Annotated in this window: 22 protein-coding genes and 1 pseudogene; 4 read left to right on the top strand and 19 right to left on the bottom strand. The window is 72.4% G+C overall.

The features are described 5' to 3' along the window. Positions 1 to 30: 30 nt before the first annotated feature. From NOCJ54_RS0108670 to rpsO, 3 genes are all read right to left on the bottom strand, one after another. Positions 31 to 1,395 (bottom strand): M16 family metallopeptidase, encoded by a 1,365-nt coding sequence (locus NOCJ54_RS0108670; protein WP_028655188.1) that lies wholly within the window; start codon positions 1,393 to 1,395, stop codon positions 31 to 33. Then, positions 1,392 to 3,620 carry a polyribonucleotide nucleotidyltransferase gene (locus NOCJ54_RS0108665; protein WP_028655187.1) on the bottom strand — a complete coding sequence of 743 codons (2,229 nt, stop codon included), beginning with the start codon at positions 3,618 to 3,620 and terminating at the stop codon, positions 1,392 to 1,394. The genes NOCJ54_RS0108670 and NOCJ54_RS0108665 overlap by 4 nt, the downstream gene beginning before the upstream one ends. 267 nt (positions 3,621 to 3,887) lie before the next feature. After that, positions 3,888 to 4,163 (bottom strand): 30S ribosomal protein S15, encoded by a 276-nt coding sequence (gene rpsO, locus NOCJ54_RS0108660; protein ID WP_028655186.1) that lies wholly within the window; start codon positions 4,161 to 4,163, stop codon positions 3,888 to 3,890. 217 nt (positions 4,164 to 4,380) lie between these two features. On the opposite strand from rpsO, the gene NOCJ54_RS0108655 reads away from it, so the two are divergent. Together NOCJ54_RS0108655 and arfB are read left to right on the top strand one after the other, a co-directional pair. Beyond that, positions 4,381 to 6,492 (top strand): molybdopterin-dependent oxidoreductase, encoded by a 2,112-nt coding sequence (locus tag NOCJ54_RS0108655; protein WP_028655185.1) that lies wholly within the window; start codon positions 4,381 to 4,383, stop codon positions 6,490 to 6,492. A 4-nt stretch (positions 6,493 to 6,496) separates the two neighbouring features. Then, positions 6,497 to 6,919, top strand: coding sequence for an alternative ribosome rescue aminoacyl-tRNA hydrolase ArfB (gene arfB, locus NOCJ54_RS0108650; RefSeq protein ID WP_028655184.1), 423 nt, complete (start codon positions 6,497 to 6,499; stop codon positions 6,917 to 6,919). Between the two features lie 12 nt (positions 6,920 to 6,931). Here the strand turns inward: arfB and NOCJ54_RS29835 are convergent, their stop codons facing one another. The 13 genes and pseudogenes from NOCJ54_RS29835 to rimP all read right to left on the bottom strand — a co-directional run bounded on the left by NOCJ54_RS29835 (position 6,932) and on the right by rimP (position 18,154). After that, positions 6,932 to 7,135, bottom strand: coding sequence for a hypothetical protein (locus NOCJ54_RS29835; RefSeq protein ID WP_028655183.1), 204 nt, complete (start codon positions 7,133 to 7,135; stop codon positions 6,932 to 6,934). 64 nt (positions 7,136 to 7,199) lie between these two features. Further along, positions 7,200 to 7,805: pseudogene (locus NOCJ54_RS30685) on the bottom strand (molybdopterin-dependent oxidoreductase); the annotation flags it as partial. 32 nt (positions 7,806 to 7,837) lie between these two features. Then, positions 7,838 to 8,797 (bottom strand): nucleoside hydrolase, encoded by a 960-nt coding sequence (locus NOCJ54_RS24685; RefSeq protein ID WP_051485630.1) that lies wholly within the window; start codon positions 8,795 to 8,797, stop codon positions 7,838 to 7,840. Beyond that, complete coding sequence (locus NOCJ54_RS0108630) at positions 8,794 to 9,813, bottom strand: hypothetical protein (RefSeq protein ID WP_028655181.1); 1,020 nt, start codon at positions 9,811 to 9,813, stop codon at positions 8,794 to 8,796. The genes NOCJ54_RS24685 and NOCJ54_RS0108630 overlap by 4 nt, the downstream gene beginning before the upstream one ends. Before the next feature lie 22 nt (positions 9,814 to 9,835). Next, the gene (locus NOCJ54_RS0108625) at positions 9,836 to 10,783 is read right to left on the bottom strand and encodes a bifunctional riboflavin kinase/FAD synthetase (RefSeq protein ID WP_028655180.1); all 948 of its coding nucleotides are present in this window, start codon (positions 10,781 to 10,783) and stop codon (positions 9,836 to 9,838) included. 68 nt (positions 10,784 to 10,851) lie between these two features. Further along, a complete protein-coding gene (locus NOCJ54_RS0108620; RefSeq protein WP_028655179.1) occupies positions 10,852 to 11,298 on the bottom strand; it encodes an FxLYD domain-containing protein in 447 nt (148 codons plus the stop codon). 56 nt (positions 11,299 to 11,354) lie between these two features. Continuing rightward, entirely contained in the window at positions 11,355 to 11,774 is a 420-nt protein-coding gene (locus NOCJ54_RS0108615) for a DUF7507 domain-containing protein (protein WP_198020160.1), read from the bottom strand. A 90-nt stretch (positions 11,775 to 11,864) separates the two neighbouring features. After that, complete coding sequence (gene truB, locus NOCJ54_RS0108610) at positions 11,865 to 12,722, bottom strand: tRNA pseudouridine(55) synthase TruB (RefSeq protein WP_028655177.1); 858 nt, start codon at positions 12,720 to 12,722, stop codon at positions 11,865 to 11,867. Beyond that, entirely contained in the window at positions 12,722 to 13,168 is a 447-nt protein-coding gene (gene rbfA, locus NOCJ54_RS0108605; RefSeq protein WP_028655176.1) for a 30S ribosome-binding factor RbfA, read from the bottom strand. The genes truB and rbfA overlap by 1 nt, the downstream gene beginning before the upstream one ends. A 103-nt stretch (positions 13,169 to 13,271) precedes the next feature. Next, positions 13,272 to 16,130, bottom strand: a complete 2,859-nt coding sequence (gene infB / locus NOCJ54_RS0108600; RefSeq protein WP_028655175.1) for a translation initiation factor IF-2 — start codon at positions 16,128 to 16,130, stop codon at positions 13,272 to 13,274. A 97-nt stretch (positions 16,131 to 16,227) separates the two neighbouring features. Continuing rightward, positions 16,228 to 16,584: a YlxR family protein gene (locus tag NOCJ54_RS28945; protein ID WP_261376555.1), complete on the bottom strand. Its 357-nt coding sequence runs from the start codon at positions 16,582 to 16,584 to the stop codon at positions 16,228 to 16,230. Between the two features lie 80 nt (positions 16,585 to 16,664). Continuing rightward, complete coding sequence (nusA, locus tag NOCJ54_RS0108595) at positions 16,665 to 17,630, bottom strand: transcription termination factor NusA (RefSeq protein WP_028655174.1); 966 nt, start codon at positions 17,628 to 17,630, stop codon at positions 16,665 to 16,667. Further along, positions 17,630 to 18,154: a ribosome maturation factor RimP gene (rimP, locus tag NOCJ54_RS0108590; protein ID WP_028655173.1), complete on the bottom strand. Its 525-nt coding sequence runs from the start codon at positions 18,152 to 18,154 to the stop codon at positions 17,630 to 17,632. Before rimP ends, nusA begins: the two co-directional genes overlap by 1 nt. A 76-nt stretch (positions 18,155 to 18,230) precedes the next feature. Here rimP and NOCJ54_RS24680 point away from each other — a divergent pair, with 76 nt between their 5' ends. Both NOCJ54_RS24680 and NOCJ54_RS24675 read left to right on the top strand, forming a co-directional pair. Continuing rightward, a complete protein-coding gene (locus NOCJ54_RS24680) occupies positions 18,231 to 18,734 on the top strand; it encodes a hypothetical protein (protein ID WP_036517324.1) in 504 nt (167 codons plus the stop codon). After that, a complete protein-coding gene (locus NOCJ54_RS24675) occupies positions 18,731 to 19,249 on the top strand; it encodes a ferritin-like domain-containing protein (protein ID WP_051485629.1) in 519 nt (172 codons plus the stop codon). The genes NOCJ54_RS24680 and NOCJ54_RS24675 overlap by 4 nt, the downstream gene beginning before the upstream one ends. A 300-nt stretch (positions 19,250 to 19,549) precedes the next feature. Here NOCJ54_RS24675 and NOCJ54_RS0108575 read toward each other — a convergent pair whose 3' ends face one another. From NOCJ54_RS0108575 to NOCJ54_RS0108565, 3 genes are read right to left on the bottom strand one after another with little or no spacing between them, the layout of a single operon-like run. Continuing rightward, positions 19,550 to 20,260 carry an HAD family hydrolase gene (locus NOCJ54_RS0108575; protein ID WP_028655172.1) on the bottom strand — a complete coding sequence of 237 codons (711 nt, stop codon included), beginning with the start codon at positions 20,258 to 20,260 and terminating at the stop codon, positions 19,550 to 19,552. Between the two features lie 2 nt (positions 20,261 to 20,262). Beyond that, positions 20,263 to 21,777, bottom strand: a complete 1,515-nt coding sequence (locus tag NOCJ54_RS0108570; RefSeq protein ID WP_028655171.1) for an acetyl-CoA hydrolase/transferase family protein — start codon at positions 21,775 to 21,777, stop codon at positions 20,263 to 20,265. A gap of 16 nt (positions 21,778 to 21,793) precedes the next feature. Next, positions 21,794 to 23,572, bottom strand: coding sequence for a proline--tRNA ligase (locus tag NOCJ54_RS0108565; RefSeq protein WP_028655170.1), 1,779 nt, complete (start codon positions 23,570 to 23,572; stop codon positions 21,794 to 21,796). Positions 23,573 to 23,644: the final 72 nt, after the last annotated feature.

Raw genomic sequence — 23,644 nt, 5'->3', positions numbered from 1 at the left:
ACGGTGCCCAGAAAACCTGCAGGTAACCCCTCAGGGTCCGACGAGCGCCAGCAGCTCGGGTCGCCCGAAGACCTCGGCTGCGACCTCGCGGACCTCGTCGAGGGTGACCGCCTCGATCCGGTCGATGACCTCGTCGATGCCGAGCACCTCGCCGTGGACGAGCTCGTTCTTGCCCAGGCGCATCATCCGCGAGCCGGAGTCCTCGAGCCCGAGGATCATGCCGCCGACGAGCTGGCCCTTGCCGCGGGCGAGCTCCTCACCGGTGATCCCCTCCGCCGCGATGGCGTCGAGCTGCTCCCGGACCACGGCGAGCACCTCGTCGGTGCGGTCGGGCAGGCAGCCCACAGCCACGCCGACGATGCCGGAGTCGGCGTACTGGCTGGCGAAGGAGTAGACCGAGTAGGCCAGGCCGCGCACCTCGCGGACCTCCTGGAACAGGCGGCTCGACGTGCCGCCGCCGAGAGCGGTGTTGAGCACGCCCAGCGCGAACCGGCGGTCGTCGTCGCGGGTGACGCCCTCACGGCCGATGACGAGGTTGACCTGCTCGAACGGCCGGCTCACCTCGGCGCTGCCCGCGGTGACCTTCGGCCGGCGCCGCGCGCTCGACGGCCGCGGGGCGACCGGCGCGGCCGCGCCGTCGAGCCAGCCGTGGCGGGCGAACGCCTTGCGCACGGCCTTGACCGCGGCGGCGTGGTCGACGGCGCCGGCGATGGAGATGACCGTGTTGGCGGGCACGTAGTGCCGCCGGTAGAAACGCCGGATCTGGGCCGGGGTCATCGCCTCGATCGACTGCTCGGTGCCGGCGATGGGGCGGCCCAGCGGCGTGCCGGCGCCCCAGGCGAGCTCGGCGAGGAGGTTCTGGACGACGTCGTCGGGGTCGTCGTCGTGCATCGCGATCTCGTCGAGGATCACGTAGCGCTCGGCCTCGACGTCGTGGGCGTCGATCCGCGAGCCGGTGACCATGTCACCGAGCACGTCGATCGCCAGTGGCAGGTCGTCGGAGAGCACCCGCGCGTGGAAGCAGGTGTACTCCTTCGCGGTGAACGCGTTGAACTCGCCCCCGACCGCGTCCAGCGCGATCGAGATGTCCAGCGCGGAGCGCTCGTCGGTGCCCTTGAAGAGCAGGTGCTCGAGGAAGTGCGAGGCGCCGTGGGTCGCAGCGGCCTCGTCGCGGGAGCCGACGCCGACCCACACGCCGACGGAGGACGACCGGGCGCCGGCCATCTCCTCGGTGACGATGCGCAGGCCCGAGGCGAGCTGGGTGCGTCGTACGACGGAGGTGACCCGGCCCGCGTCGTCGCGGACCGTCTCCAGCGTCCGCGTGGAGGTGCGGGAAACGGCCGACGGCCGGTCAGCGCTGGGCTGACCGGCCGTCGTCGTGCGAGCTCGGCTCACGCGTCCTCAGACTCCTGGGCGGAGTCAGCGGCGCCGTCCTCGGCGTCCTCGACGACCGGGACGAGCGAGAGCTTGCCGCGGTCGTCGATCTCGGCGATCTCGACCTGGATCTTCTGGCCGACGGCCACGACGTCCTCGACGTTCTCCACGCGCTTGCCACCGGCGAGGGCGCGGAGCTTGCTGATGTGCAGCAGCCCGTCCTTGCCCGGCATCAGGGCGATGAAGGCACCGAAGTTCGTGGTCTTGACGACCGTGCCCAGGTAGCGCTCGCCGACCTCCGGCATGGTCGGGTTCGCGATCGCGTTGATCGCGGCCCGGGCAGCCTCGGCCGCCTCGCCGTTGGTCGCACCGATGTAGACGGTGCCGTCGTCCTCGATGGAGACGCTCGCGCCGGTGTCGTCCTGGATCTGGTTGATCACCTTGCCCTTGGGCCCGATGACCTCGCCGATCTTGTCGACCGGCACCTTCACGGTGATGATCCGCGGGGCGTGGATCGACATCTCCTCGGGGGCGTCGATGGCCTCGGCCATGACGTCGAGGATGGTCATCCGGGCGTCGCGGGCCTGCTGGAGGGCCTGCGCGAGGACCTCGGCCGGGATGCCGTCCAGCTTGGTGTCGAGCTGGAGCGCGGTGACGAACTCACGCGTGCCGGCCACCTTGAAGTCCATGTCGCCGAAGGCGTCCTCGGCGCCGAGGATGTCGGTCAACGCGACGTACTCGGTCTTGCCGTCGATCTCGCCGGATACCAGGCCCATGGCGATGCCGGCGACCGGCGCCTTCAGCGGGACACCGGCCTGCAGCAGCGACAGGGTCGAGGCGCAGACCGAGCCCATCGAGGTGGAGCCGTTGGAGCCCAGGGCCTCGGAGAGCTGGCGGATGGCGTACGGGAACTCCTCGCGGCTCGGGAGCACCGGCAGCAGCGCACGACGCGCGAGCGCGCCGTGGCCGACCTCGCGACGCTTCGGCGAGCCCACGCGGCCGGTCTCGCCGGTGGAGAACGGCGGGAAGATGTACTTGTGCATGTAGCGCCGGCTGGTCTCCGGCGACAGGGTGTCGAGCTGCTGCTCCATCTTGAGCATGTCGAGGGTGGTGACGCCCAGGATCTGGGTCTCGCCACGCTCGAAGAGCGCCGAGCCGTGGACCCGCGGGATCACGTCGACCTCGGCGTGCAGCGGACGGATGTCGGCGAGGCCGCGGCCGTCGATGCGCACCTTGTCGCGCAGGATGCTCTCGCGCACAACCTGCTTGTTGACCGAGCGGAACGCGGCGCCGATCTCCTTCTCGCGGCCCTCGAACTGGGGCGCGAGGTCGGTGAGGACGCGGTCCTTGAGCTCGTCGGTGCGGTCGTTGCGCTCCTGCTTGTCGGCGATCTTCATCGCGGCGGCGAGGTCGGCCTTGACGGCGGACTCGACGGCGGCGAAGACGTCGTCCTCGTAGTCGAGGAAGATCGGGAACTCCTGGACCGGCTTGGCCGCCACGTTGGCGAGCTCGACCTGGGCCTCGACCAGCTGCTTGATGAACGGCTTGGCGGCATCGAGGCCACCCGCCACGACGTCCTCGGTCGGCGCCTGGGCGCCGCCGCGGACGAGCTCGATGGTCTCCTCGGTGGCCTCGGCCTCGACCATCATGATCGCGACGTCGCCGGTCTCGGTGACGCGGCCGGCGACGACCATGTCGAAGACGGCCTTCTCGAGCTGGCTGTGGGTCGGGAACGCGACCCACTGGCCCTCGATGAGCGCGACGCGGGTGGCGCCGACGGGGCCGCTGAACGGCAGGCCGGAGAGCTGGGTCGACAGCGACGCGGCGTTGATCGCGAGCACGTCGTACGGCGTGTCCGGGTTGAGCGCCATGACGGTGATGACGACCTGGACCTCGTTGCGCAGGCCCTTCTTGAAGGTCGGGCGCAGCGGGCGGTCGATGAGGCGGCAGGCGAGGATCGCGTCCTCGCCCGGGCGGCCCTCGGAGCGGAAGAACGAGCCGGGGATCCGACCCGCGGCGTACATCCGCTCCTCGACGTCGATCGTCAGCGGGAAGAAGTCGAAGTGGTCCTTGGGGTGCTTGCCGGCGGTGGTCGCCGACAGGAGCATCGTGTCGTCGTCGAGGTAGGCGCTCACCGATCCGGCGGCCTGGCGGGCGAAGACGCCCGTCTCGAACTTGACGGTGCGGGTGCCGAACTTGCCGTTGTCCAGAACGGTCTCGACGGCAGAGATGACGGGTTCAGTCAAGTGTTTTCTCTTATTCGTACGTGCGGGACGCGCTGCCCCGCGGGCGTGGACATGTGTTGTCACTGGCCAGCCTAACGACAGGTCGCGGAAATGCAGAACGGGCGACCCCCGAAAGGGTCACCCGTTCTCATGATCTTGTCCGGATCCGGTGTCACGGATCCGGGCCGTCCAGTGCGTGCCTGACAAGGCGCGGCCGCGAAGGCGACCTTGGGGCGGAGCGGTCGTCGAGCGGCCGCAACGCCGTCAGGCGCGTGCTGGACGGTTCGATCAGCGACGAAGGCCGAGGCGCTCGACGATGGAGCGGTAGCGCTCGATCTCGGTCTTCTTGAGGTAGTTGAGGAGACGACGGCGCTGGCCGACGAGCAGGAGCAGGCCACGACGGCTGTGGTGGTCGTGCTTGTGCTGCTTGAGGTGCTCGGTGAGGTGGGCGATGCGGTGGCTCAGCAGCGCGATCTGCACCTCCGGCGAACCGGTGTCGCCCTCGGTCGTGGCGTACTCGGCGATGATCTTCTTCTTGGTCTCAGCGTCGGTTCCGACAGCCATGGGTTCTCCTCGGTTCACTCGTTGCGCGGCGCCCCAGCCTGACTACCTGGAGCACTCTCGATCCGCGGCCGATCTGACGGCGGTGGGTGCGCCCTCCGGGGTCCCGGGGGCAACCGGTCAAGGCTAACAGCGCGCCGCTCCCCCGACCGAATCGCTGGGCCCCGGACGGCGGGCGCGGTCGTGGCGCCGGGCGGGTCCGGCGTGTGACGATGCCAGTGTGCCCCAGCAACACATCGGCGTGTGCAACCTGTGCGAGGCGACCTGCGGCCTGCTCCTGACGGTCGACGACGGCCGGGTGACCGGCGTCCGCGGCAACCCCGACGACCCGCTGTCCCGCGGCCACATCTGCCCGAAGGGCGTGGCGATCGGCGACATCCACGCCGACCCCGACCGGCTGCGGCGGCCGGTGCGCCGGATCGGCCGCGGCGCCGACGCCCGGTGGGAGGAGATCTCGTGGGACGAGGCTCTCGACCTGGTCGCGGACGGCATCGCGCGCACGATCAACGAGCACGGCGACGACGCGTTCGCGCTCTACCTCGGCAACCCCAACGCGCACAGCCTCGGCGCGCTGACCCACGGCATCGCGCTCGCGCAGGTGTTCCGCACCCGCAACAAGTTCAGCGCGACGTCGGTGGACCAGCTCCCCCACCAGATGATCGGTCGCCTGCTCTACGGGCACCAGCTGCTGCTGCCGGTGCCCGACATCGACCGCACGAGCTACTTCCTCGTCCTCGGCGCCAACCCGATGGCCTCGAACGGCTCGTTGATGACGGTGCCGGACTTCCCGGGGCGGTTGCGCGAGCTGCAGGCGCGCGGCGGCCGGATGGTGGTGCTCGACCCGCGCCGGACCGAGACCGCCCGGGTCGCCGACGAGCACCACTTCGTGCGGCCGGGCACGGACGCGTGGGTGCTGCTGGCACTGCTCAACACGCTGTTCACCGAGGGGCTGACCAGCCCGCCGTCGTACGTCGACGGGCTGGACGCCGTCCGGGACGCGGTCGCCGACTTCACCCCCGAGGCGGCGGAACGGGCGAGCGGGGTCCCGGCCGAGGTGGTCGTGCGGATCGCGCGCGAGCTCGCCGCCGCGGACGGCGCGGCGGTCTACGGGCGGATGGGCGTGTCGACGCAGGAGTTCGGGCTGGTGTGCCAGTGGGCCGTGCAGCTGCTCAACCTGGTGACCGGCAACACCGACCGGGTGGGCGGGGCGATGCTCACCTCACCGGCGATCGACGCCGTCGGCCGCGGGATGATCGGCCGCGGCCACCACGACCGGTTCCGGTCCCGGGTCCGGCAGGCTCCGGAGTTCGGGGGCGAGCTGCCGGTGGCCGTGCTGCGCGAGGAGATCGAGACACCCGGCGATGGGCAGGTGCGGGCGCTGCTGACGGTCGCCGGCAACCCGGTCCTCTCGACGCCCGACGGCGCGGGACTGGACGCGGCGATGGAGGGCCTCGACTTCTGCGCGGCGATCGACATCTACGTCAACGAGACGACCCGGCACGCCGACGTGATCCTCCCGCCGACCACGCTGCTCGAGCGTGACCACTACGACCTGCCGTTCCACGTGCTGGCGGTGCGCGACACGGCGCGCTTCACCCCAGCGGTGTTCCCGAAGGGGCGCGACCAGCGGCACGACTGGGAGATCTTCCGCGACCTGCACGCGCGCGTCACGAAGCGCCTGGACCGCAAGCCGCCGCTGAAACGGCACCTGGTGACCCGTGCGCGGCTGCGGATGAGCCCGGCGTTCATCATCGGGATGCTGCTGCGCACGGGCAGGTCGGGCGTCACCATCACCGACCTGCGCAAGCACCCGGAGGGCGTCGACCTCGGACCGCTCAAGCCCGGCCAGCTCCCCGGCCGGCTGTTCACGAAGGACAAGCGGGTCCGGGCGCTGCCCGACATCGTCGCCGGCGACCTGGACCGGCTGCGCGCCCAGGAGCTGCCGACCGGTGACGAGCTGCTCCTCATCGGGCGGCGCCACCAGCGCGACTGCAACTCGTGGATGCACAACACCGACCGGCTCACGAAGGGCAAGCCGCGCCACCACCTGCTGATGCACCCGGCTGACCTCGCCGCGCGGGGCATCGCGGACGGCGCGATGGTGACGGTGACGTCGCGGGTCGGCAAGGTCGCCGTCGAGGTCAGGGCGACCGAGGACGTGATGCCGGGGGTGGTCTCGCTCCCCCACGGCTACGGCCACCAGCGCGACGGTGTGCGCCTCGGCGTCGCGAGCGGTGTCCCCGGGGTCTCGATCAACGACCTGACCGACCCCGAGCGCCTCGACGTCTCCGGCAACGCCGCCCTGTCGGGCGTCCCGGTCACGGTCGCGTAGCCCCGTGGACCTCACCGTCCCACCGGGCCCCGGCCTGCCGCAGGGCCTGGTCGTCCCGGACACCGAGCTCGTGGAGCGGTTCTCGCGCTCCCCCGGTCCGGGCGGGCAGTCCGTGAACACCACCGACTCCCGGGTCGAGCTGGTGTGGGACCCGGCTGCCTCGAGCGTGCTCGACGAGCGGCAGCGGGCCCGGCTGCTGGCCCGCACCGACGGCCCGATCACCGTGGTCGCGCACGAGCACCGCTCCCAGCACCGCAACCGCACCGCCGCTCGTGAGCGCCTCGCCCAGCGGGTCAGGGAGCTGCTGGCTCCCCCGCCTCCGCAGCGCCGGGCCACGAAGCCCACGCGCGGGTCGAAGGAGCGTCGCCTCGAGGCCAAGCGCCAGCGCGGCCAGACCAAGCAGCTGCGCGGACGGGTCCGGGACTGACGGACCAGGCGGTCAGACCACGACGACGGGGTGGCGCACCACTGCGTCGAAGAAGTAACCGTTCGGGTTGAAGGCCGCGACGTCGGGTTGCGTGCGACCGTGCAGGTCGGTCGCCCGGGCGAGCAGCTCGTGGCGGCCGGCGCGCGGGGCGTGCCAGGTGAAGTCCCAGCGGGTCCAGCCGTGGCCCTCGGTGCGCGGTCCGGGGTCCGGGCGCAACCGGGCAGGCGACCACGACGTGCCTGTCGAGGGCCTTGGCGATGGGGAAGGGGCGGCGCACGCGGCCGTGGTTCTCGCCCTTGTCGACGTACTCGTCGTCGAGCCCGACACCCTGCACGGACACGGCCTCGGGACGCACACCGGCCCAGCGCAGCACGTCGCGCAGGCGCGCGCCGCGCCAGGTGACGGTGCCGACGGCGCCGAGCGTCCACGCCGTGCCCGACGCCTTCTTGCCCTGCTGGGTGTCGAAGAAGCTGCGCCCGTTGCCGGTGCACTCGTGCACGGAGGTGACCTCGACGGCGCGGAAGCGCCGCCGGAGGTCAGCGAGCCCGATGCTCATCCCGGCCGGGTCGGCGAGGCCGTCGCCGTGGATCCGCAGCCGGTACGACAACGGGTCGATCTGCGGCGTCCGGGTGTGGTTGCGCACGAAGAGCCGCGACTGCGGCGTGCGGTAGCGGTGGTTCTCCACCGACTCCCAGCGGGTCTCGGCGTTGGTGCCGTGGTCGATGAACCAGGTCGGCGGCAGCGGCTTCTCGATGGCCGGCGCGCCGGCAGGGGCCCCGGGCGGGGGCCCGACGAGGGTGCCGAGGGCGGAGCCGGCCCCGGCGACAGCGAGTCCCGCAACCGGGAGACCGAGGACGGAGCGACGACGCAGCGTGGAGTCCACCATTTCCAGAGACTAACACTAGCGACTTACTCTAGTTAAGGCCCCAACGTGTCGCAGAGCAGGTCGACGTACCGGTCGTGGTCGGCCCGGACCGCGACCCGGAGCCGGCCGCGCCGCTCGTCGGGCTCGGCCGTGAACCTCGTGGCGCCGTAGCGCACCGGGTCGCGCCGCTCCACCTCGACCGAGGCGCGCAGCGTGGTCAGCAGGTCCGGGGCCACGAGCGCGGCGACCGCGAGCGGGTCGTGCACGGGTGCTCTCCCGCCGGCGACCTCGACACCTGCACGCCGGTGCCACGCCACCCGCTCCTCGACCAGGTCGGCGGCGACGCGGCCGGCAGCGGTGCCGAGGCCGCGCAGCCGGGCCGCGTCGGCCCGGGTCAGCGGGGCCGAGCAGGTCGCGTCCATGGTCACCAGCCACACGTCGCGGAACGGCGCGGCGAGCACGTCGGCGGCCGCCTCCGGGTCGCACCACGTGTTGCGCTCGGCGTACGGCGTGACGCCGGTCTGGCGGTGCGTGCCGCCGAGGACCACGAGGCGGCCCACGGAGCCGGTGATCGACCGGTCCGCGGCCAGGGCAGCGGCCAGGTTGGTCAGCGGCCCGGTCGCGACGAGTGCGACCGGGGTGGCCGCCGCGCGCAGCGTGCCCACCAGCCACTCGACGGCCTCCTCGCCAGCAGTCGAGACCGGGTCCGGCAGAGGCAGGGTCGGCGGCAGGTCGGCGCGCCCGCTCGGGATCGCCTCGATCCGCGGCCGGAACGGCTCGTCGCGGCCCGGGTGCACGCCCACGTCGCCGCGGCCGACGGCGTCGAGGACGCGCAGGGTGTTCTCGGTGGTGCGGGCCACGTCGTGGTTGCCCCACACGGTGGTGACGCCGAGGAGGTCGAGGTCCGGGTGCAGGGCGGCGAGCAGGATCGCGACGGCGTCGTCGGTGCCGGTGTCGCAGTCGAGGACCACAGGTTGGCGCGGCCGGCGGGACTGGCGGGGCTGGCCGGTCACGCCGGCTCCTCCCCCACCGCGTCGCGCAGCGACCGGTAGGCGACCCGGGCGCTGACCGCCCGCTCGAGCTCGCGGATCACCACCGAGAAGAACTGCTTGCGGTAGAGCTCGTCGGTGACGGCGTACACCGTGAAGTAGAGGCCGCTGAAGGCCGCGAGGAAGGTCGAGACGCGCAGCAGCTCGAGGCTGACCCGTTCGCCGAGCCACTCCCCGACCACGCCGTCGACCACGTGCAGCGGCCCGCCGGTCCAGCTGCTGACCACGTCCGGCGCCATCGCCACCGCCCCGAAGAGGATGAAGAACGCGAACACCGCGACGGCGAGCAGCAGGACCTGCACGGTCTGCGCGACCAGCAGCACCAACACGAGGTTGGCCCGCTGCAGCCCGGAGACCTGGGCGTCGACGGCGCCGACCCGTTCGACGCGGTCGGCCAGCCCGCGCGCGGCCGCCTCGAGCGGCGTGCCGGTGCAGGCGGTGACCAGCTGGGCGGACTCGACCGTCTGGTCGACGTCGTCGAGCTCCTCCGGCAGCCGGGTGAGCAGGAACAGGACGGCGATGCCGGCGAAGAGCAGCACCGCCACCCACAGCACGCCGCCGTCCAGGCTCGCCGCGACCTGCCAGACCTCGGCGTTGATGAACAGGAAGGTGATGAAGAGCAGGAGCAGGGGCAGGGCCCGCGTGACGAGGGGCAGGACCAGGCCGAATGAGCGCAGCGTGCGCCGCACCGCCCAGCCGACGATCAGCCAGGCCCGCAGCGTCGCCACGGCGTAGGTCGCGACCACGACGCCGGCGACGGTCATCCCCGCGCCGAGGCCCGCGGAGGCTCCGAGGACGGCGCCGGCACCGGTGCCGGCCGCCGCGCCGACGACGGCCGCGACGGTGAAGACCACGACCAGCCGGGAGCGTCGCAGCCCGCGCGCGACGGCCGCGCGCTGGTCGTCGACGAAGTAGGGCAGGCCGTGGTCGACGAACCAGCGCTCGGCGGCCCTGACGGCACTGGACTGGTCGCGGACCATGTCGCTCAGCGCTCCCGGTCCGTCAGTCGGTGAGGACCGTCCGGGCCCGCACCACGTCGTCGGCCATCGCCGTCAGCAGGGCGTCGACGGAGTCGAAGCGGACCATGCCGCGCAGGCGCTCGACGAACTCCACCTCGACCTCGCGGCCGTAGAGCTGGAGGTCGGTGCGGTCGAGCACGTAGGACTCGACCCGGCGCTCCCGCTCGCCCGCGAAGGTCGGGTTGGTGCCGACGCTGATGGCGGCGGGGTACGTCGAACCGGCGTCCGGGCCGTCGAGGACGGTCAGCCGGCCGGCGTACACGCCGTCGGCGGGCGCGGCCGCGCCCGGGCGGACCCCGACGTTGGCGGTCGGGTAGCCGAGCTCGCGCCCACGCTTGTCGCCCTCGATGACCTCGCCGCGGGTCGTGAACGGGCGGCCCAGCGCCTCGGCGGCGCCGGCCACGTCGCCGGCCGCGAGGCAGGTGCGCACGTAGGTGGACGACCAGACCTGGGGCCCGCCGTCGAGGGTGACCTCCTCGAGGACGAAGTCGTGCTCGGCGCCGACCGCCCGCAGCAGGTTGCAGTCACCGGCGGCGCGGTTGCCGAAGCGGAAGTTCGCGCCGACGACGACCGCACGCACGTGCAGCGTGTCGAGCAGGATCCGGTCGATGAACTCGTGCGGCGTCCACGCCGCGATGTCGCGGGAGAACGGGATGACGAGCACGTCGTCGACGCCGGCCTCGTGGAGCAGCTGCAGCCGCTCCTCGATGGTCGTCAGCGTGGGCGGGGCGTGCTCGGGCCGCAGCACCGCGATCGGGTGCGGGTCGAAGGTCACGGCCACCACGTGGTCGACGCCGACCTCGCCGGCCACCTCGCGCGCGCGTCGTACGACGTGCTGGTGGCCCAGGTGCATGCCGTCGAAGTTGCCGATGGTCACCGCCGTGCGGCCGAGATCGCTCGGCACCTCGGAGAAGTCGCGCCACACTCGCACGGCGGCAACTCTTGCACATGCGGCCCTCCCCGTTGAACCGAGGCGGGCCGCACCGTCGCCCGGACCGGTCAACGCACCTCGCCCCGGGCGACGTGGAAGGTGCACGTGTCGGCGTCCTCCGGGACGGACGCCGAGACCTCGAAGTCCTCCGACGCGCCGGCCGCGAGGTCCTCCAGGACTGCCACCCCGCGGGCGAGCACGTCGTAGGTCTCGTTGATCCAGCTCACGGTGACGACGTAGTCGGTCGCCTGCCGCGTCGAGTTCGTCACCGTGCCGCTGACCTTCTGCTCACCGGGGGCGGCCGTGCACTGCCCGAAGCTGGCGTCGGCGACCGCGCCCTTCGAGCCCTTCAGCTCGGGGACCTCGGGCAGGTCGGTCGGCGAGACCCGCGAGGGGTCGACCGACGCGGTGTCCTCGCCCTTCGACGTCGACCCGCCCTTCGGCTCGTCGTCGCCGCACGCGCCGAGCGCGAGCAGCGCCACGAGGGCCGTGGCTGCGGCTGGCAGGGTCTTCATGGTTCTCCTCGGTGTCGCTCGTCGGTCTGGTCGGCCCCGTCGGGGTCCGCCGGCCGTCACGCCCGCCGCCGGGCGCTGAGGACCAGCCCGGCACCGCCGAGCATGGCCAGGATGCCGAGCAGGAGCAACCAGCGGGCCGGGCCGCCGGTGTCGGGCAGGCCCGCGTCGGTGGTCGGGCCACCGGGGCCGTCCGGGCCGTCCGGGACGGCGGTGAGTACGGCGGTGTCCTCGCCGCTGGTCACCGGCGACACCACGCTCTCACCCACGGCCTGGGCCGTGTTGGTGACCCGGCCGTCGACGATGTCCTGGGCCCGCACCACGTGCACGGCGCGGCAGGTCATCATCTTCCCGGGCTCGAGCACCGTCTGCGGGCAGGTGACGCCGCCCTGGATCATCGGGTCGACAACGTGGATGTCGCGCACCCGCAGGCTGCCGGTGTTCGTGACCTCGAAGAGGTAGGTGATCTTCTCCCCCACGTCCACCCGGCCGTCGCCGCAACGATCCTGACAACCGGCATCGACGACGTCAAACAACCCGCCACTTGACGCCTGATCCCCAATAGGGAATCAGCCGACGAAGACGGCGACCGGCTTCGCGTGGCTGCCGTGGGGCTGGTAGAGCGCGAGGAACTCCCCGCCGGGAGCGAAGACCGCGGTCAGCTCGTCGATCGGCAGCGGCAGGGGTCGGCCGAACCGGACAGCCTGTGCCTGGGCGGCGTCGAGGTCGAGGGCGGGGAAGCTGCGCCGGGCCGCGTCGGCCAGCGGCGTGACGACGAGGTGCTCGAGGTCGGTGCTCGCCTCGTCGAGGCCGAACTCCCCCACCGAGTGGCGCCGCAGCGCGGTCAGGTGGCCGCCGACGCCGAGCGCGGCGCCGAGGTCGCGGGCGATGGCCCGGATGTAGGTGCCGCTGGAGCAGCGCACCCGGATGTCGACGTCGACGGCGCCGCCCTCGCGGCGGACGTCGCCGCAGGCGATCTCGTGGATGGTCACCGGCCTGGCCTTCAGCTCGACCTCCTCGCCGGCGCGGGCGCGCGCGTAGGCGCGCTTGCCGTCGACCTTGATGGCCGACACGGTCGAGGGCACCTGCTCGATGTCGCCCTCGAAGGCGGAGAGCGCGGAGCGCACGGCGTCCTCGGTGAGGTGCGCCGCGGGCGCGGTGGCAGTGACCTCGCCCTCGGCGTCGTCGGTCGTGGTGGAGACACCGAGCCGCACGGTCGCCGAGTAGGTCTTCTCGGTCAGCATGAGGTGGCCGAGCAGCCGGGTGGCGCGCTCGACGCCGAGGACCAGCACGCCGGTCGCCATCGGGTCGAGGGTGCCGGCGTGGCCGACCTTGCGCGTGCCGAGGGTACGACGCACCCGCGCCACGACGGCGTGGGACGTCAGGCCGGCGGGCTTGTCGACGACGACCAGCCCGGACTCCGCCATCAGTCCTCGTTCTCCTCGTCCTCGGCGGCCTCGCGCGGCTTCTTGTACGGGTCCGGGTCGCCGGCGGGCTGGGCGCCCTCGCGGGCAGCCGCGACCGCGGCGTCGGCCTCGCGGGCGCGGGCGAGCACCTCGTCGAGGTGGCGCGCGTTCTCCGGGACGCCGTCGAACTCGAAGGCCAGCGTGGGCACGTGCCGCATGCCGAGCTGCTTGCCGACCTCGGAGCGGAGCAGGCCCTTCGCCGACTCCAGCGCGCGGGCGGTGGCCTGCTGGTCGGCGTCCTCGCCGAGCACGGTGTAGTAGATGGTGGCGTTCTGCGCGTCACCGGTGAGCCGCACCTCGGTCACCGTCACGAACCCCAGGCGGGGGTCCTTGATCCGGCGCTCGAGCATCTCCGCGACGATCACCTGGATGCGGTCGGCGATCTTGCGCACGCGGGGGCTGGCCATGGTCAGTTTCCTATCACTAGAACGGCCGCGCCGCCCGCCCCGGTGACGGGACGGGCGGCACAGCACGGTGCTTGCCGAGGGCTGCCGGGACGGCAGCGGTGCCTCAGGCGCGCGGGATCTCCCGCATCTCGAAGGCCTCGACGATGTCGCCCTCCTTGATGTCCTGGAAGTTCTTGAGCACGAGACCGCACTCGAAGCCCTCCCGGACCTCCGACGCGTCGTCCTTCTCCCGCTTGAGCGAGGCGAGGTCGAGGTTGTCGGCCACGACGGCACCGTCGCGGAGCAGGCGCACCTTGGCGTTGCGTCGGATGACGCCCCCGGTGACCATGCAACCGGCGATGTTGCCGATCTTGGAGGAGCGGAAGATCGCACGGATCTCGGCCTGGCCGAGCGTGTTCTCCTCGTACTCCGGCTTGAGCATGCCCTTGAGGGCCGCCTCGATCTCCTCGATCGCCTGGTAGATGACCGAGTAGTAGCGGATCTCGACGCCTTCCTTCTCGGCCATCTGCGCCGCCTTGCCCTGCGGGCGGACGTTGAAGCCGATGATGATGGCGTCGGAGGCGGCGGCCAGGTCGACGTTGGTCTCGGTGATCGCACCGACACCGCGGTCGATGACCCGGAGGCTGACCTCCTCGCCCACGTCGATCTGCGCGAGGGCGTCCTCGAGGGCCTCGACCGAACCGGACACGTCGCCCTTGAGGATGAGGTTGAGCTCCTGGCTCTCGCCCTTCTCCATGGAGGCCATGAAGTCCTCGAGGGTACGGCGGACGCGGCGCTTCGCCTGCATGGCGGCACGCTCGCGCGCCTCCCGCTTCTCGGCGATCTGGCGCGCCATCCGGTCGTCCTCGACCACGATGAAGTTCTGGCCGGCGCCGGGCACGGCCGAGAGGCCGAGCACCATCGCGGGCCGGGCCGGGTCGGCCTCGGTCAGCTCGTTGCCGTGCTCGTCGAGCATCGCGCGGACCCGGCCGTGGGCCGGACCGGCGACGATCGAGTCACCGACGCGCAGCGTGCCGCGCTGGACCAGGATCGTGGCGACCGGACCGCGACCGCGGTCGAGGTGCGCCTCGATGACGAGGCCCTGGGCGTCCTGGACCGGGTTGGCCCGCAGGTCGAGCGACGCGTCGGCGGTCAGCACGATCGCCTCGAGCAGCTTGTCGAGGTTCAGGCCGGCCTTGGCCGAGACGTCGACGAACATCGCGTCGCCGCCGTACTCCTCGGGCACGAGGCCGTACTCGGAGAGCTGGCCGCGGACCTTCGTCGGGTCGGCGGTCTCCTTGTCGATCTTGTTGACCGCGACCACGATCGGCACGTCGGCCGCCTTGGCGTGGTTGAGCGCCTCGATCGTCTGCGGCATCACGCCGTCGTCGGCCGCGACCACCAGGACGGCGATGTCGGTCGCCTGCGCACCACGGGCACGCATCGAGGTGAACGCCTCGTGACCCGGGGTGTCGATGAAGGTGATCCGGCGGTCCTCGCCGTCGACGTCGGTGTGCACCTGGTAGGCACCGATGTGCTGGGTGATGCCACCGGCCTCGCCCTCGACGACGTTCGCGTTGCGCAGCGCGTCGAGGAGCTTGGTCTTTCCGTGGTCGACGTGACCCATGACGGTGACGACCGGCGGACGGACGACCAGGTCGTCCTCGCCGCCCTCGTCGGCGCCGAACTCGATGTCGAAGGACTCGAGCAGCTCGCGGTCCTCGTCCTCCGGGGAGACGACCTCGACCTTGTAGTTGAGCTCGTCACCGAGCAGCTCGAGGGTCTCGTCGCCCACCGACTGGGTGGCCGTGACCATCTCGCCGAGGTGGAAGAGCATCTGCACGAGCGACGCGGCGTCGACGCCGATCTTCTCGGCGAAGTCGGTCAGCGAGGAGCCGCGCGCCAGGCGGACGGTCTCGCCGTTGCCCTTGCGGACCCGCATGCCGCCGATCGTCGGGGCCTCCATGGCCTCGAACTCCTGGCGACGCGCCCGCTTCGACTTGCGACCGCGACGGGCCGGACCACCGGGACGCCCGAAGGCACCCTGCGTCTGGCCGCGCTGGCCGGGACGACCGCCACCGGGACGACCGCCGCCGCCGGGGCCGAAGCCGCCGGGACCACGACCGCCGGGCGCACCCGCCCCCGCACCGCCACGGCCGGGGGCACCGGCACGACCCGGACCACCGGGGCCACGGCCACCGGGGCGACCCGGACCGCCGGGGCCACGGCCACCGGGGCCGGTGCCGAACGCGGCCGGGGACTTCGGCATCATCGCCGGGTTCGGGCGCGGCATGCCCGGACGCCCGCCACCGGCACCAGCCGGGGGACGCGGGCCGCCGGGACCGGCCTCGCCGTCGCGCGCCGGCGGCGCGGGACGACGGCCCATGCCCTGGCTGGGCGCGAACGGGTTGTTGCCCGGACGCGGCGTGCCGCCGGGCTTGCCGACGGGACGCGGGGCCGGGGCCTTGGGCTTCGGGGCGCCGGGCTTGCCGGGCGCCGGGGCGGCCGGGGCCGACGGCGCAGCAGCGGCCGGGGCCGCGGGGGCCTCGGGCGCCTTCGGCTCGGCCGCAGGGGCCTTCGGGCCGGGTCGCGGGCCGGGCCTGGGGCCGGACGGCTTCTCGGCAGCCGGGGCCGGGTCAGCCGGGGCAGCCGGAGCAGCCTCGGCCGCGGGGGCCTCGGGCTTCGCGGCGGCCTTCCTGGCCGGGCCGGGCTTGGGGGCGGCCTTGTCGGCAGCCTTCTCGGAGGTCTCAGCAGCCTTGGCGTCGCCCTTGGCGGCCTTGGCGGTGTCGGCGGCCGGCTCGGCGGGCTTCATCTTCGCCAGCAGCTCGGCGCCATAGGTGTCCTCGAACTTCTTCACAGCCGGAAGCTCGATGCTGGAGGACGCCGTCTTGGCGAACTCTCCGATGTCACTGAGCATCTTGAGCGCCTCGGCGCTCTTGATGCCGTACTTCTTCGCGAGTTCGGAAACTCGGGTCTTGGCCACGGTTCTCCTTCTGGCCTGGACCCGTGCTTCCGGGATCTCAGACCGTTGGTGGGTGGTGCAGAACGAACTGGCTCATCGCGAGGTACTCATCGAGTGCTCATGAGCTGTTGCTCCAGTTTCTGTCGGTCGGATCGGTCCGCGAGGCGACGTACTCCCCCACCGGCACGCTGGAGAGCCCACCCGCGTCCGGGGCGACCCGGAGCGCACGGGAGAAGGCTTTCCGCCGTACCGCGAGGTCGTAGCAACCGGAGGTGGGGTGCAGGTGCGCTCCACGTCCCGGCGCGGTGCCGTCGGGATCGGGCACGACAGCCGGTCGGCCGTCGGGACCCGAGCCGGCGGTCACCCGCAACAACTCGCGTTTGGTGGCCCGCTGCCGGCATCCGACGCACGTCCGGACGGGTCCCTCGAGGGGGAGGTCGTCAGGTCGTGCAGGGGATTTCAGTCGGTGAGCCACCAAGGCTCAACTCTACCGCTCCTGCGGTCAGGATCACGAACCGGCACGGTCCGACCCTCGCCTCGGGAGCGTGCGGCTCGTCACTCCTCGTCGGAGTGGATGTCGATGCGCCAGCCGGTGAGGCGGGCGGCGAGGCGGGCGTTCTGCCCCTCCTTGCCGATCGCGAGCGACAGCTGGAAGTCCGGCACGACGACGCGCGCGGACTTCGTGTCCGGGTCGACGACGGTCACCGACTGCACCTGGGCCGGCGAGAGCGCGTTGGCGACCAGGGTGGCCGGGTCGTCGGACCAGTCGACGATGTCGATCTTCTCGCCGTGCAGCTCGGCCATCACGTTGCGCACCCGCTGGCCCATCGGGCCGATGCAGGCGCCCTTGGCGTTGACGCCGGAGACGGTGGAGCGGACCGCGATCTTGGTGCGGTGCCCCGCCTCGCGCGCGATCGCCGCGATCTCGACGGTGCCGTCGGCGATCTCGGGGACCTCGAGCGCGAAGAGCTTCTTCACCAGGCTCGGGTGCGAGCGCGACAGCGTGACCTGCGGGCCGCGCATGCCCTTGCGGACCGACACCACCAGTGCCTTGATCCGGGTGCCGTGGCTGTAGTCCTCCCCCGGCACCCGCTCGCTCGACGGCAGCTGCGCCTCGATCCGGCCGAGGTCGACGAGCACGTCGTCGGGGTTGCGACCCTGCTGGATGATGCCGGAGATGATGTCGCCCTCCTTGCCGGAGAACTCACCGAACTTGATCTCGTCCTCGGCGTCGCGCAGACGCTGCAGCATGATCTGCTTCGCCGTGGTCGCCGCGATCCGGCCGAAGTCGGCGGGGGTGTCGTCGTACTCGCCGATCTTGTTGCCCTCGTCGTCGAGCTCCGCCGCGAGGACGCTGACGTGACCGGTCTTGCGGTCGAGCTCGACCCGCGCCTGGGCCACCGACCCCTCGGTCTTGTGGTAGGCGGTGAGGAGCGCCTGCTCGATCGCCTCGACGAGGACGTCGAACTTGATCTCCTTCTCCCGCTCCAGCGTGCGCAGGATGCTGAGGTCGATGTCCATCAGTCGGCGTCCTTCTCGTTCTCGTCACGGTTCTTGCGGTTGAACTCGACCTGCACCAGGGCCTTGCGCACGTCGGAGTAGGGGATGCGGCGCTCGGTGCCGTCGACGTCGACGGTGACCGCCTCGTCGTCGGAGCTGCCGATGCGCCCGGTGACGGTGCTGTCGTCGGCGAGGTCGATCTTCACCAGCCGGGTCTCGTTGCGCCGCCAGTGCCGCGGCAGCGTCAGCGGCCGGTCGACGCCACGCGAGGTCACCTCGAGGGTGTACGGCAGCTCGCCCATCACCTCGGCGGCGCCGTCGGGACCGTCGGACTCGAGGACCCGGTCGATGACCTTGGTGGCCGCGGCCACGTCGTCGAGCGTCGGGCCGCCGTCGGTGTCGACCGCGACCCGCAGCACCCGCCGCTTGCCTGCCGGAGTGATCTCGACCGCCTCGACGTCGAGGCCGAGCTCAGCGAGGGGTCCGGTGAGAACCTCCTCGATCCGCTCGGCTGTGGCGCGCTTCGCGCCCTGGCCGGAACCCATGACGAGTCCTCCCGTGTCCTGTTGTGGCTGTGCCCGTCAACGATAGCGGGTGTCCGCGTGGCGGTAGGGTTCCCCGGTGCCCGCTCGACCGATCCCGATCTCGCGGCGCGCGCTGGTGACCGGCGCCGTGGCGGGCTCCGCGCTCGCCCTCACCGGCTGCGACAGCGTCGCCGACCTCCTCGAGGGCGACGACGAGCCGGGCGTGTCGGGCGCCGTCACGCCCACCGCGCCTGCCGTCGACGCCGACAGCGACCTCGTCGCCGGCGTGCTGGACGCCGTGGCCGCGGCCGCGGCGCTCGCCACCGCCGTGGGTACGACGGTCCCGGCCCTGGCCCCCGTGGCCACGCGCTTCGCCCGGCTCCACGCAGCGCACGTCGAGGAGCTCGGGGGCACCGAACCCGCCGACTCCCCCGTGGTGCCGTCGGCGCGTCCCACCGCCCTGCGCCGGCTCGCCCGCACCGAGCGGCGCCTCCAGGACCGACTGGTCCAGGCCGCCGGGGAGGCGGAGAGCGGCGCGCTGGCCCAGGTGCTGGCCGCCATGGCCGCCGCCGTCGCCCAGCTGCGGGTGGGCCTGGCATGACCGACCCCGCCCCCACCACCCCGGACAGCGCCACCACCCCAGACAGTCCCGCCAGCCCGGGCACCACGACGCCCCGCGCGGCCGGCCCCGACGGCGGCACCGAGGCGCTGCAGACCGCCCTCGCCGCCGAGCACGCCGCGGTGTTCGTCTACGGCGCCCTCGGCGCCCAGGCGTCGCGCTCTGCGCAGCCGGCGCTCTTCGGCCGGCTCACCGCTGCGTACCGCCTGCACCGCACCCGGCGCGACGAGCTGGTCGCGATGATCCGCGACGCCGGAGCCGAGCCGGTCGCGGCCGAGCCCGGCTACCAGCTGCCCCGCGACCTGGGCACCGCCGCCGCGCTGGAGGCCCGGGCCCGCCGCCTGGAGCAGGACGCCGCGCGCACCTACGCCTGGGTGGTGGCGAGCACGACCGGCGAGCCCCGCGCGTGGGCGGTGGAGGCCCTCCTCGACGCCGCCGTGCGCGGGCTGGGCTTCGGCGCGAAGCCGCAGTCGCTGCCCGGGCTCCAGGCACCCTGACCGATCGTTAGGCACCTGACCGGTCGCTGGGCACCGCCCGGTCACTGGGCACCGCGGGCCAAAACGCCAGTGGTTCGCGGCCTCTGAGTCTTCGGGGAACTCCCGAGACGTCCCCCGAAGACGGGGCCGCGAACCACTGGTGACCGGGGACAACGGTCATCTGGGTGACGGGAGAGGTGGGGCTCACCGATCACCTGTGCACAATCATGCAACACAAGCAGGTCGGGGTCTCTAGGTAGCGATCCTCATAAATATGCACTGCACAAACCTGCAGTACGGAACCCGCCGACCGGGGTCCGGTCAGCGCCAGGGCGCGATCAGGTCCGGGATGTCGGAGAGGCGCTGGGCCACCGCGTCGGGCTCCCCGTTCGTGTGGCCGTGCTGCTCGGCGGGGATGGTGCTGTGCGGGACGTGGATGGCCCGCATCCCGGCCTGCTGGGCGCCCCAGACGTCGTCGTAGAGCCGGTCGCCGACGTACACGCACGCAGCCGGGTCGCTCGCGCCGACCACCTCCATCGCGGCGCGGAAGGCGTGCGGCGACGGCTTCGTCCACGGGACCTCGCTGGTGTAGACGTCGCCGTCGATGAGGTCCAGCACGCCGTCGCGCTCGAAGAATCCGCGGTGCCAGGCGCGCGGCCAGATGGTGTTCGACAGCACGCCGACCTTGATGCCCTGCTCGCGCAGCCAGCTGAAGAGCGGCGCGACCTCCGGGTCGGTGAGCGTGTGCGGTTCCCAGAAGCCGTAGTAGGCGTCGAGCAGGTCCGGGTCGTGGTCGAGCCCGGCCTCGGTGAACAGGTCGGCGATCGTCGCGCTCTGCTGGTGGTCGCGGCTGCGGCCCCAGATCACGCTGCCGGCCTGGTGCAGCCGGGTGGCGTGGGCGTGGTGGTCGTCGGAGGTGTCCGGCGTGGTGAGCACGGCCTGCGCGAGCGCCAGCGACTCGGCGTGGAAGTCGATGTCGTGCCAGGCGGTCAGGGTGCCACCCCAGTCGAAGATCACTGCGTCGACGGCCATGGTCACATCCTGCCGTCGCGCAGGTACGACGCGTGCCAGCTCAGCGCCTCCTCCAGCAGGTGCGGCGTGTGCTGGGCGTCCGGGCGGGCCCGGCGCGCGCGGGCCACGTAGTCGTGGAGCCGGTCCCGGAAGTCGGGGTGGGCGCAGTTGTCGATGACCCGCTCGGCGCGGTCGGTCGGCGACAGGCCGCGCAGGTCGGCCAGGCCCTGCTCGGTGATCAGCACGTGCACGTCGTGCTCGGTGTGGTCGACGTGGCTGACCATCGGGACGATCGAGGAGATCGCGCCGCCCTTGGCGAGCGAGGGCGAGACGAAGAAGTTGAGGTAGGCGTTGCGGGCGAAGTCGCCCGAGCCGCCGATGCCGTTCATGATCGCCGAGCCCATGACGTGCGTGGAGTTCACGTTGCCGTAGATGTCGGCCTCGATCATCCCGTTGATCGCGATCAGGCCGAGCCGCCGGACCAGCTCGGGGTGGTTGGAGATCTCCTGGCTGCGCAGCAGGATGCGGCCCTTGTAGGAGCCGACGTTGTCGAGGAAGCGCTGCTGGCCCGCCGGGGACAGCCCGAACGCCGTCGACGACAGCGAGGTCAGCTTGCCCGCGTCGAGCAGGTCGAGCAGGCCGTCCTGGATGACCTCCGTGTAGGCCGTGAGCCCCTCGAACTCGGCGTCGAGGAGCCCCTCCATCACCGCGTTGGCGGTGCTGCCGACCCCGGACTGCAGCGGGAGCAGGCTCGCTGGGAGCCGGCCGGCGCGCACCTCGTGGCGCAGGAAGTCGACGAGCTGGTCGGCCATCGCCCGCGACGCATCGTCGGGCTGGGCCAGCGGCGAGTTGCGGTCCGGCGCGTGGGTCTCGACGACGGCGACGACCTTGGCCGGGTCGACCCGCAGGTAGGGGTCGCCGATGCGCTGCATCGGGTGGGTGAGCTGGATCGGGATCCGGTGCGGCGGCAGGGCGGCGCCGTAGTAGACGTCGTGGAAGCCCTCGAGCTCGCGCGGCAGCCAGCTGTTGACCTCGAGGACCACCTTCTCGGCGCGGTCGAGCCAGGTCTTGTTGTTGCCGATCGAGGTGCCCGGCACGAGCAACCCGTTCGGCAGGATCGCCGCGACCTCGACGACGGCGACGTCGAGGTCGCCGTAGAAGCCGAACCACGCCTGCTGCGCGGAGTGCGAGAGGTGGGCGTCGACGTAGTCGACCTCGCCGGCGTTGATCCGTCGCCGCATCACCGGGTCGGAGTTGTAGGGCAGGCGCTTGTCGACGCCGTCGACCTCGGCGAGCCGGCCGTCGACCTCGGGCCCGGTCGACGCCCCGGACCAGAGGCCGATCCGGAACTCCTCCCCGCGGGCGCGGGCGTCCTCCATGCGGCGGGCCAGGGCGCCCGGCACCGCCTTCGGGAAGCCGGCCCCGGTGAAGCCGCTGATCCCGACGGTGTCGCCGGGCCGGATCACCTCAGCCGCCTCGTCGGCGGTCGTGATCCGCTGCCCGAGCTCCGGGCAGGTCACGCGTGGGCTGGCCGGCATCGGCACGCCCCTCCCCTCAGTCCCGGACCAGCGCCCGGATCTGCTCGACGGCGGAGACCAGGGGGAGCTCCTGCTTCTCGCCGGTACGACGGTCCTTGACCTCGATCACCTGGTTGTCGGGGTCGGCGACGCCGCGCCCGACGGTGACGATCGTGGGCACGCCGATCAGCTCGGCGTCCTTGAACTTCACGCCCGGGCTCACCTTGCCGGCCCGGTCGTCGTAGAGCACGTCGATCCCGGCCTCGTCGAGCCCGGCGACGAGCTGCTCGGCCGCGGCGAACACGGCCTGGTCCTTGCCGGCGGCCACGACGTGCACGTCGGCGGGCGCGACCTGGCGCGGCCAGCACAGCCCGATCTCGTCGAGGGTGCCCTCGGCGATCGCGGCGACGGCGCGCGAGACGCCCACGCCGTAGGAGCCCATGGTGACGGTCACGAGCTTGCCGTTCTCGTCGAGCACCTTGAGGTCGAGCGCCTCGGCGTACTTGCGGCCGAGCTGGAAGACGTGGCCCATCTCGATGCCGCGCGCGGACTCGAGCACGCCGTCCTCGCAGCTCGGGCAGGCGTCGCCGTCGCGCACCTCGGCGGCCTCGATCGTGCCGTCGCCGGTGAAGTCGCGGCCGGCGACGAGGTCGATGGCGTGGCGGCCGTCCTCGTTGGCGCCGGAGACCCAGCGGGTGCCCTCGCTGACCCGGGGGTCGAGCAGGTAGCGGATGCCGCTGGCGGACTCCTCGCCCAGCACGCTGGGACCGATGTAGCCCTTGACCAGCGCGGGGTGCTTCGCGAGCTCGGCCTCGTCCATGGGTTCGACCTCGATCGGCTCCAGCTGGCCCTCGAGCCGCTTCTGGTCGACCTCGCGGTCGCCGGGCACGCCGATGGCGAGCGGCTCGCGGGTCCCGTCGGGGTGCTTCAGCACGACCATCACGTTCTTGAGGGTGTCGCCGGCGTGCCAGGGCCGGTCCTCGCGCGGGAACGCCGCGTTGAGGTGGTCGACCAGCGTCTCGATGGTCGGCGTGCCCGGGGTGTCCTCGGCGTGGGCGGCGGGCACGTCGTCGTACGCGACGGGGGTGGGCTGGCGCACCTCGACGGCCTCGACGTTCGCGGCGTAGTCGCACTTCGTGCAGCGCACGTAGGTGTCCTCGCCGACGGCCGCGTTGGCGAGGAACTCCTCCGACTTCGACCCGCCCATCGCGCCGGCGGTCGCCTTGACGATGACGTAGTCGAAGCCGAGCCGGTCGAAGATCCGCACGTAGGCGTCGCGGTGCTTCTGGTAGGACGCCTCCAGGCCCGCGTCGTCGACGTCGAAGGAGTAGGAGTCCTTCATGATGAACTCGCGGCCGCGCAGCAGGCCGGCGCGGGGGCGCGCCTCGTCGCGGTACTTGGTCTGGACCTGGTAGATGCTCAGCGGCAGGTCCTTGTACGACGAGTACAGGTCCTTGACCAGGAGCGTGAACATCTCCTCGTGGGTGGGGCCGAGCAGGTAGTCGGCGTCCTTGCGGTCCTTGAGCCGGAAGATGTTGTCGCCGTACTCGGTCCAGCGGTTGGTCGCCTCGTAGGGCTCGCGGGGCAGCAGCGCGGGGAAGGTGACCTCCTGGGCGCCGATGGCGTCCATCTCCTCGCGGATGATGCCCTCGACCTTGCGCAGCACCTTCAGGCCGAGCGGCAGCCAGGTGTAGATGCCCGGCGCGGCGCGGCGGATGTAGCCGGCCCGCACGAGCAGCCGGTGGCTCGGGACCTCGGCGTCGGAGGGGTCCTCGCGCAGGGTCCGTACGAACAGGGTCGACATCCGCATCAGCACGGTGGAAGCCTACGGCGCCTCGAGGACGCGGGGCGAACCAGTGACCCCGGCGGACCGGCCGGGGTCGTCCAG

This window comes from Nocardioides sp. J54 (assembly GCF_000519005.1).
Classification (GTDB): domain Bacteria; phylum Actinomycetota; class Actinomycetes; order Propionibacteriales; family Nocardioidaceae; genus Nocardioides.
The sequence above is the reverse complement of the archived record's forward strand: the minus strand, read 5'-3'. Positions and strand labels throughout refer to the sequence as shown.

Coding starts and splice junctions, on each gene's coding strand:
- rbfA (WP_028655176.1), bottom strand. CDS start 13,168: ATGGCCAGCCCCCGCGTGCGCAAGATCGCCGACCGCATCCAGGTGATC.
- rimP (WP_028655173.1), bottom strand. CDS start 18,154: ATGGGTTCCGGCCAGGGCGCGAAGCGCGCCACAGCCGAGCGGATCGAG.
- NOCJ54_RS0108570 (WP_028655171.1), bottom strand. CDS start 21,777: ATGCCGGCCAGCCCACGCGTGACCTGCCCGGAGCTCGGGCAGCGGATC.
- NOCJ54_RS24675 (WP_051485629.1), top strand. CDS start 18,731: ATGACCGACCCCGCCCCCACCACCCCGGACAGCGCCACCACCCCAGAC.
- NOCJ54_RS0108575 (WP_028655172.1), bottom strand. CDS start 20,260: ATGGCCGTCGACGCAGTGATCTTCGACTGGGGTGGCACCCTGACCGCC.
- NOCJ54_RS0108630 (WP_028655181.1), bottom strand. CDS start 9,813: ATGGTCCGCGACCAGTCCAGTGCCGTCAGGGCCGCCGAGCGCTGGTTC.
- nusA (WP_028655174.1), bottom strand. CDS start 17,630: ATGGACATCGACCTCAGCATCCTGCGCACGCTGGAGCGGGAGAAGGAG.
- NOCJ54_RS0108620 (WP_028655179.1), bottom strand. CDS start 11,298: ATGAAGACCCTGCCAGCCGCAGCCACGGCCCTCGTGGCGCTGCTCGCG.
- truB (WP_028655177.1), bottom strand. CDS start 12,722: ATGGCGGAGTCCGGGCTGGTCGTCGTCGACAAGCCCGCCGGCCTGACG.
- rpsO (WP_028655186.1), bottom strand. CDS start 4,163: ATGGCTGTCGGAACCGACGCTGAGACCAAGAAGAAGATCATCGCCGAG.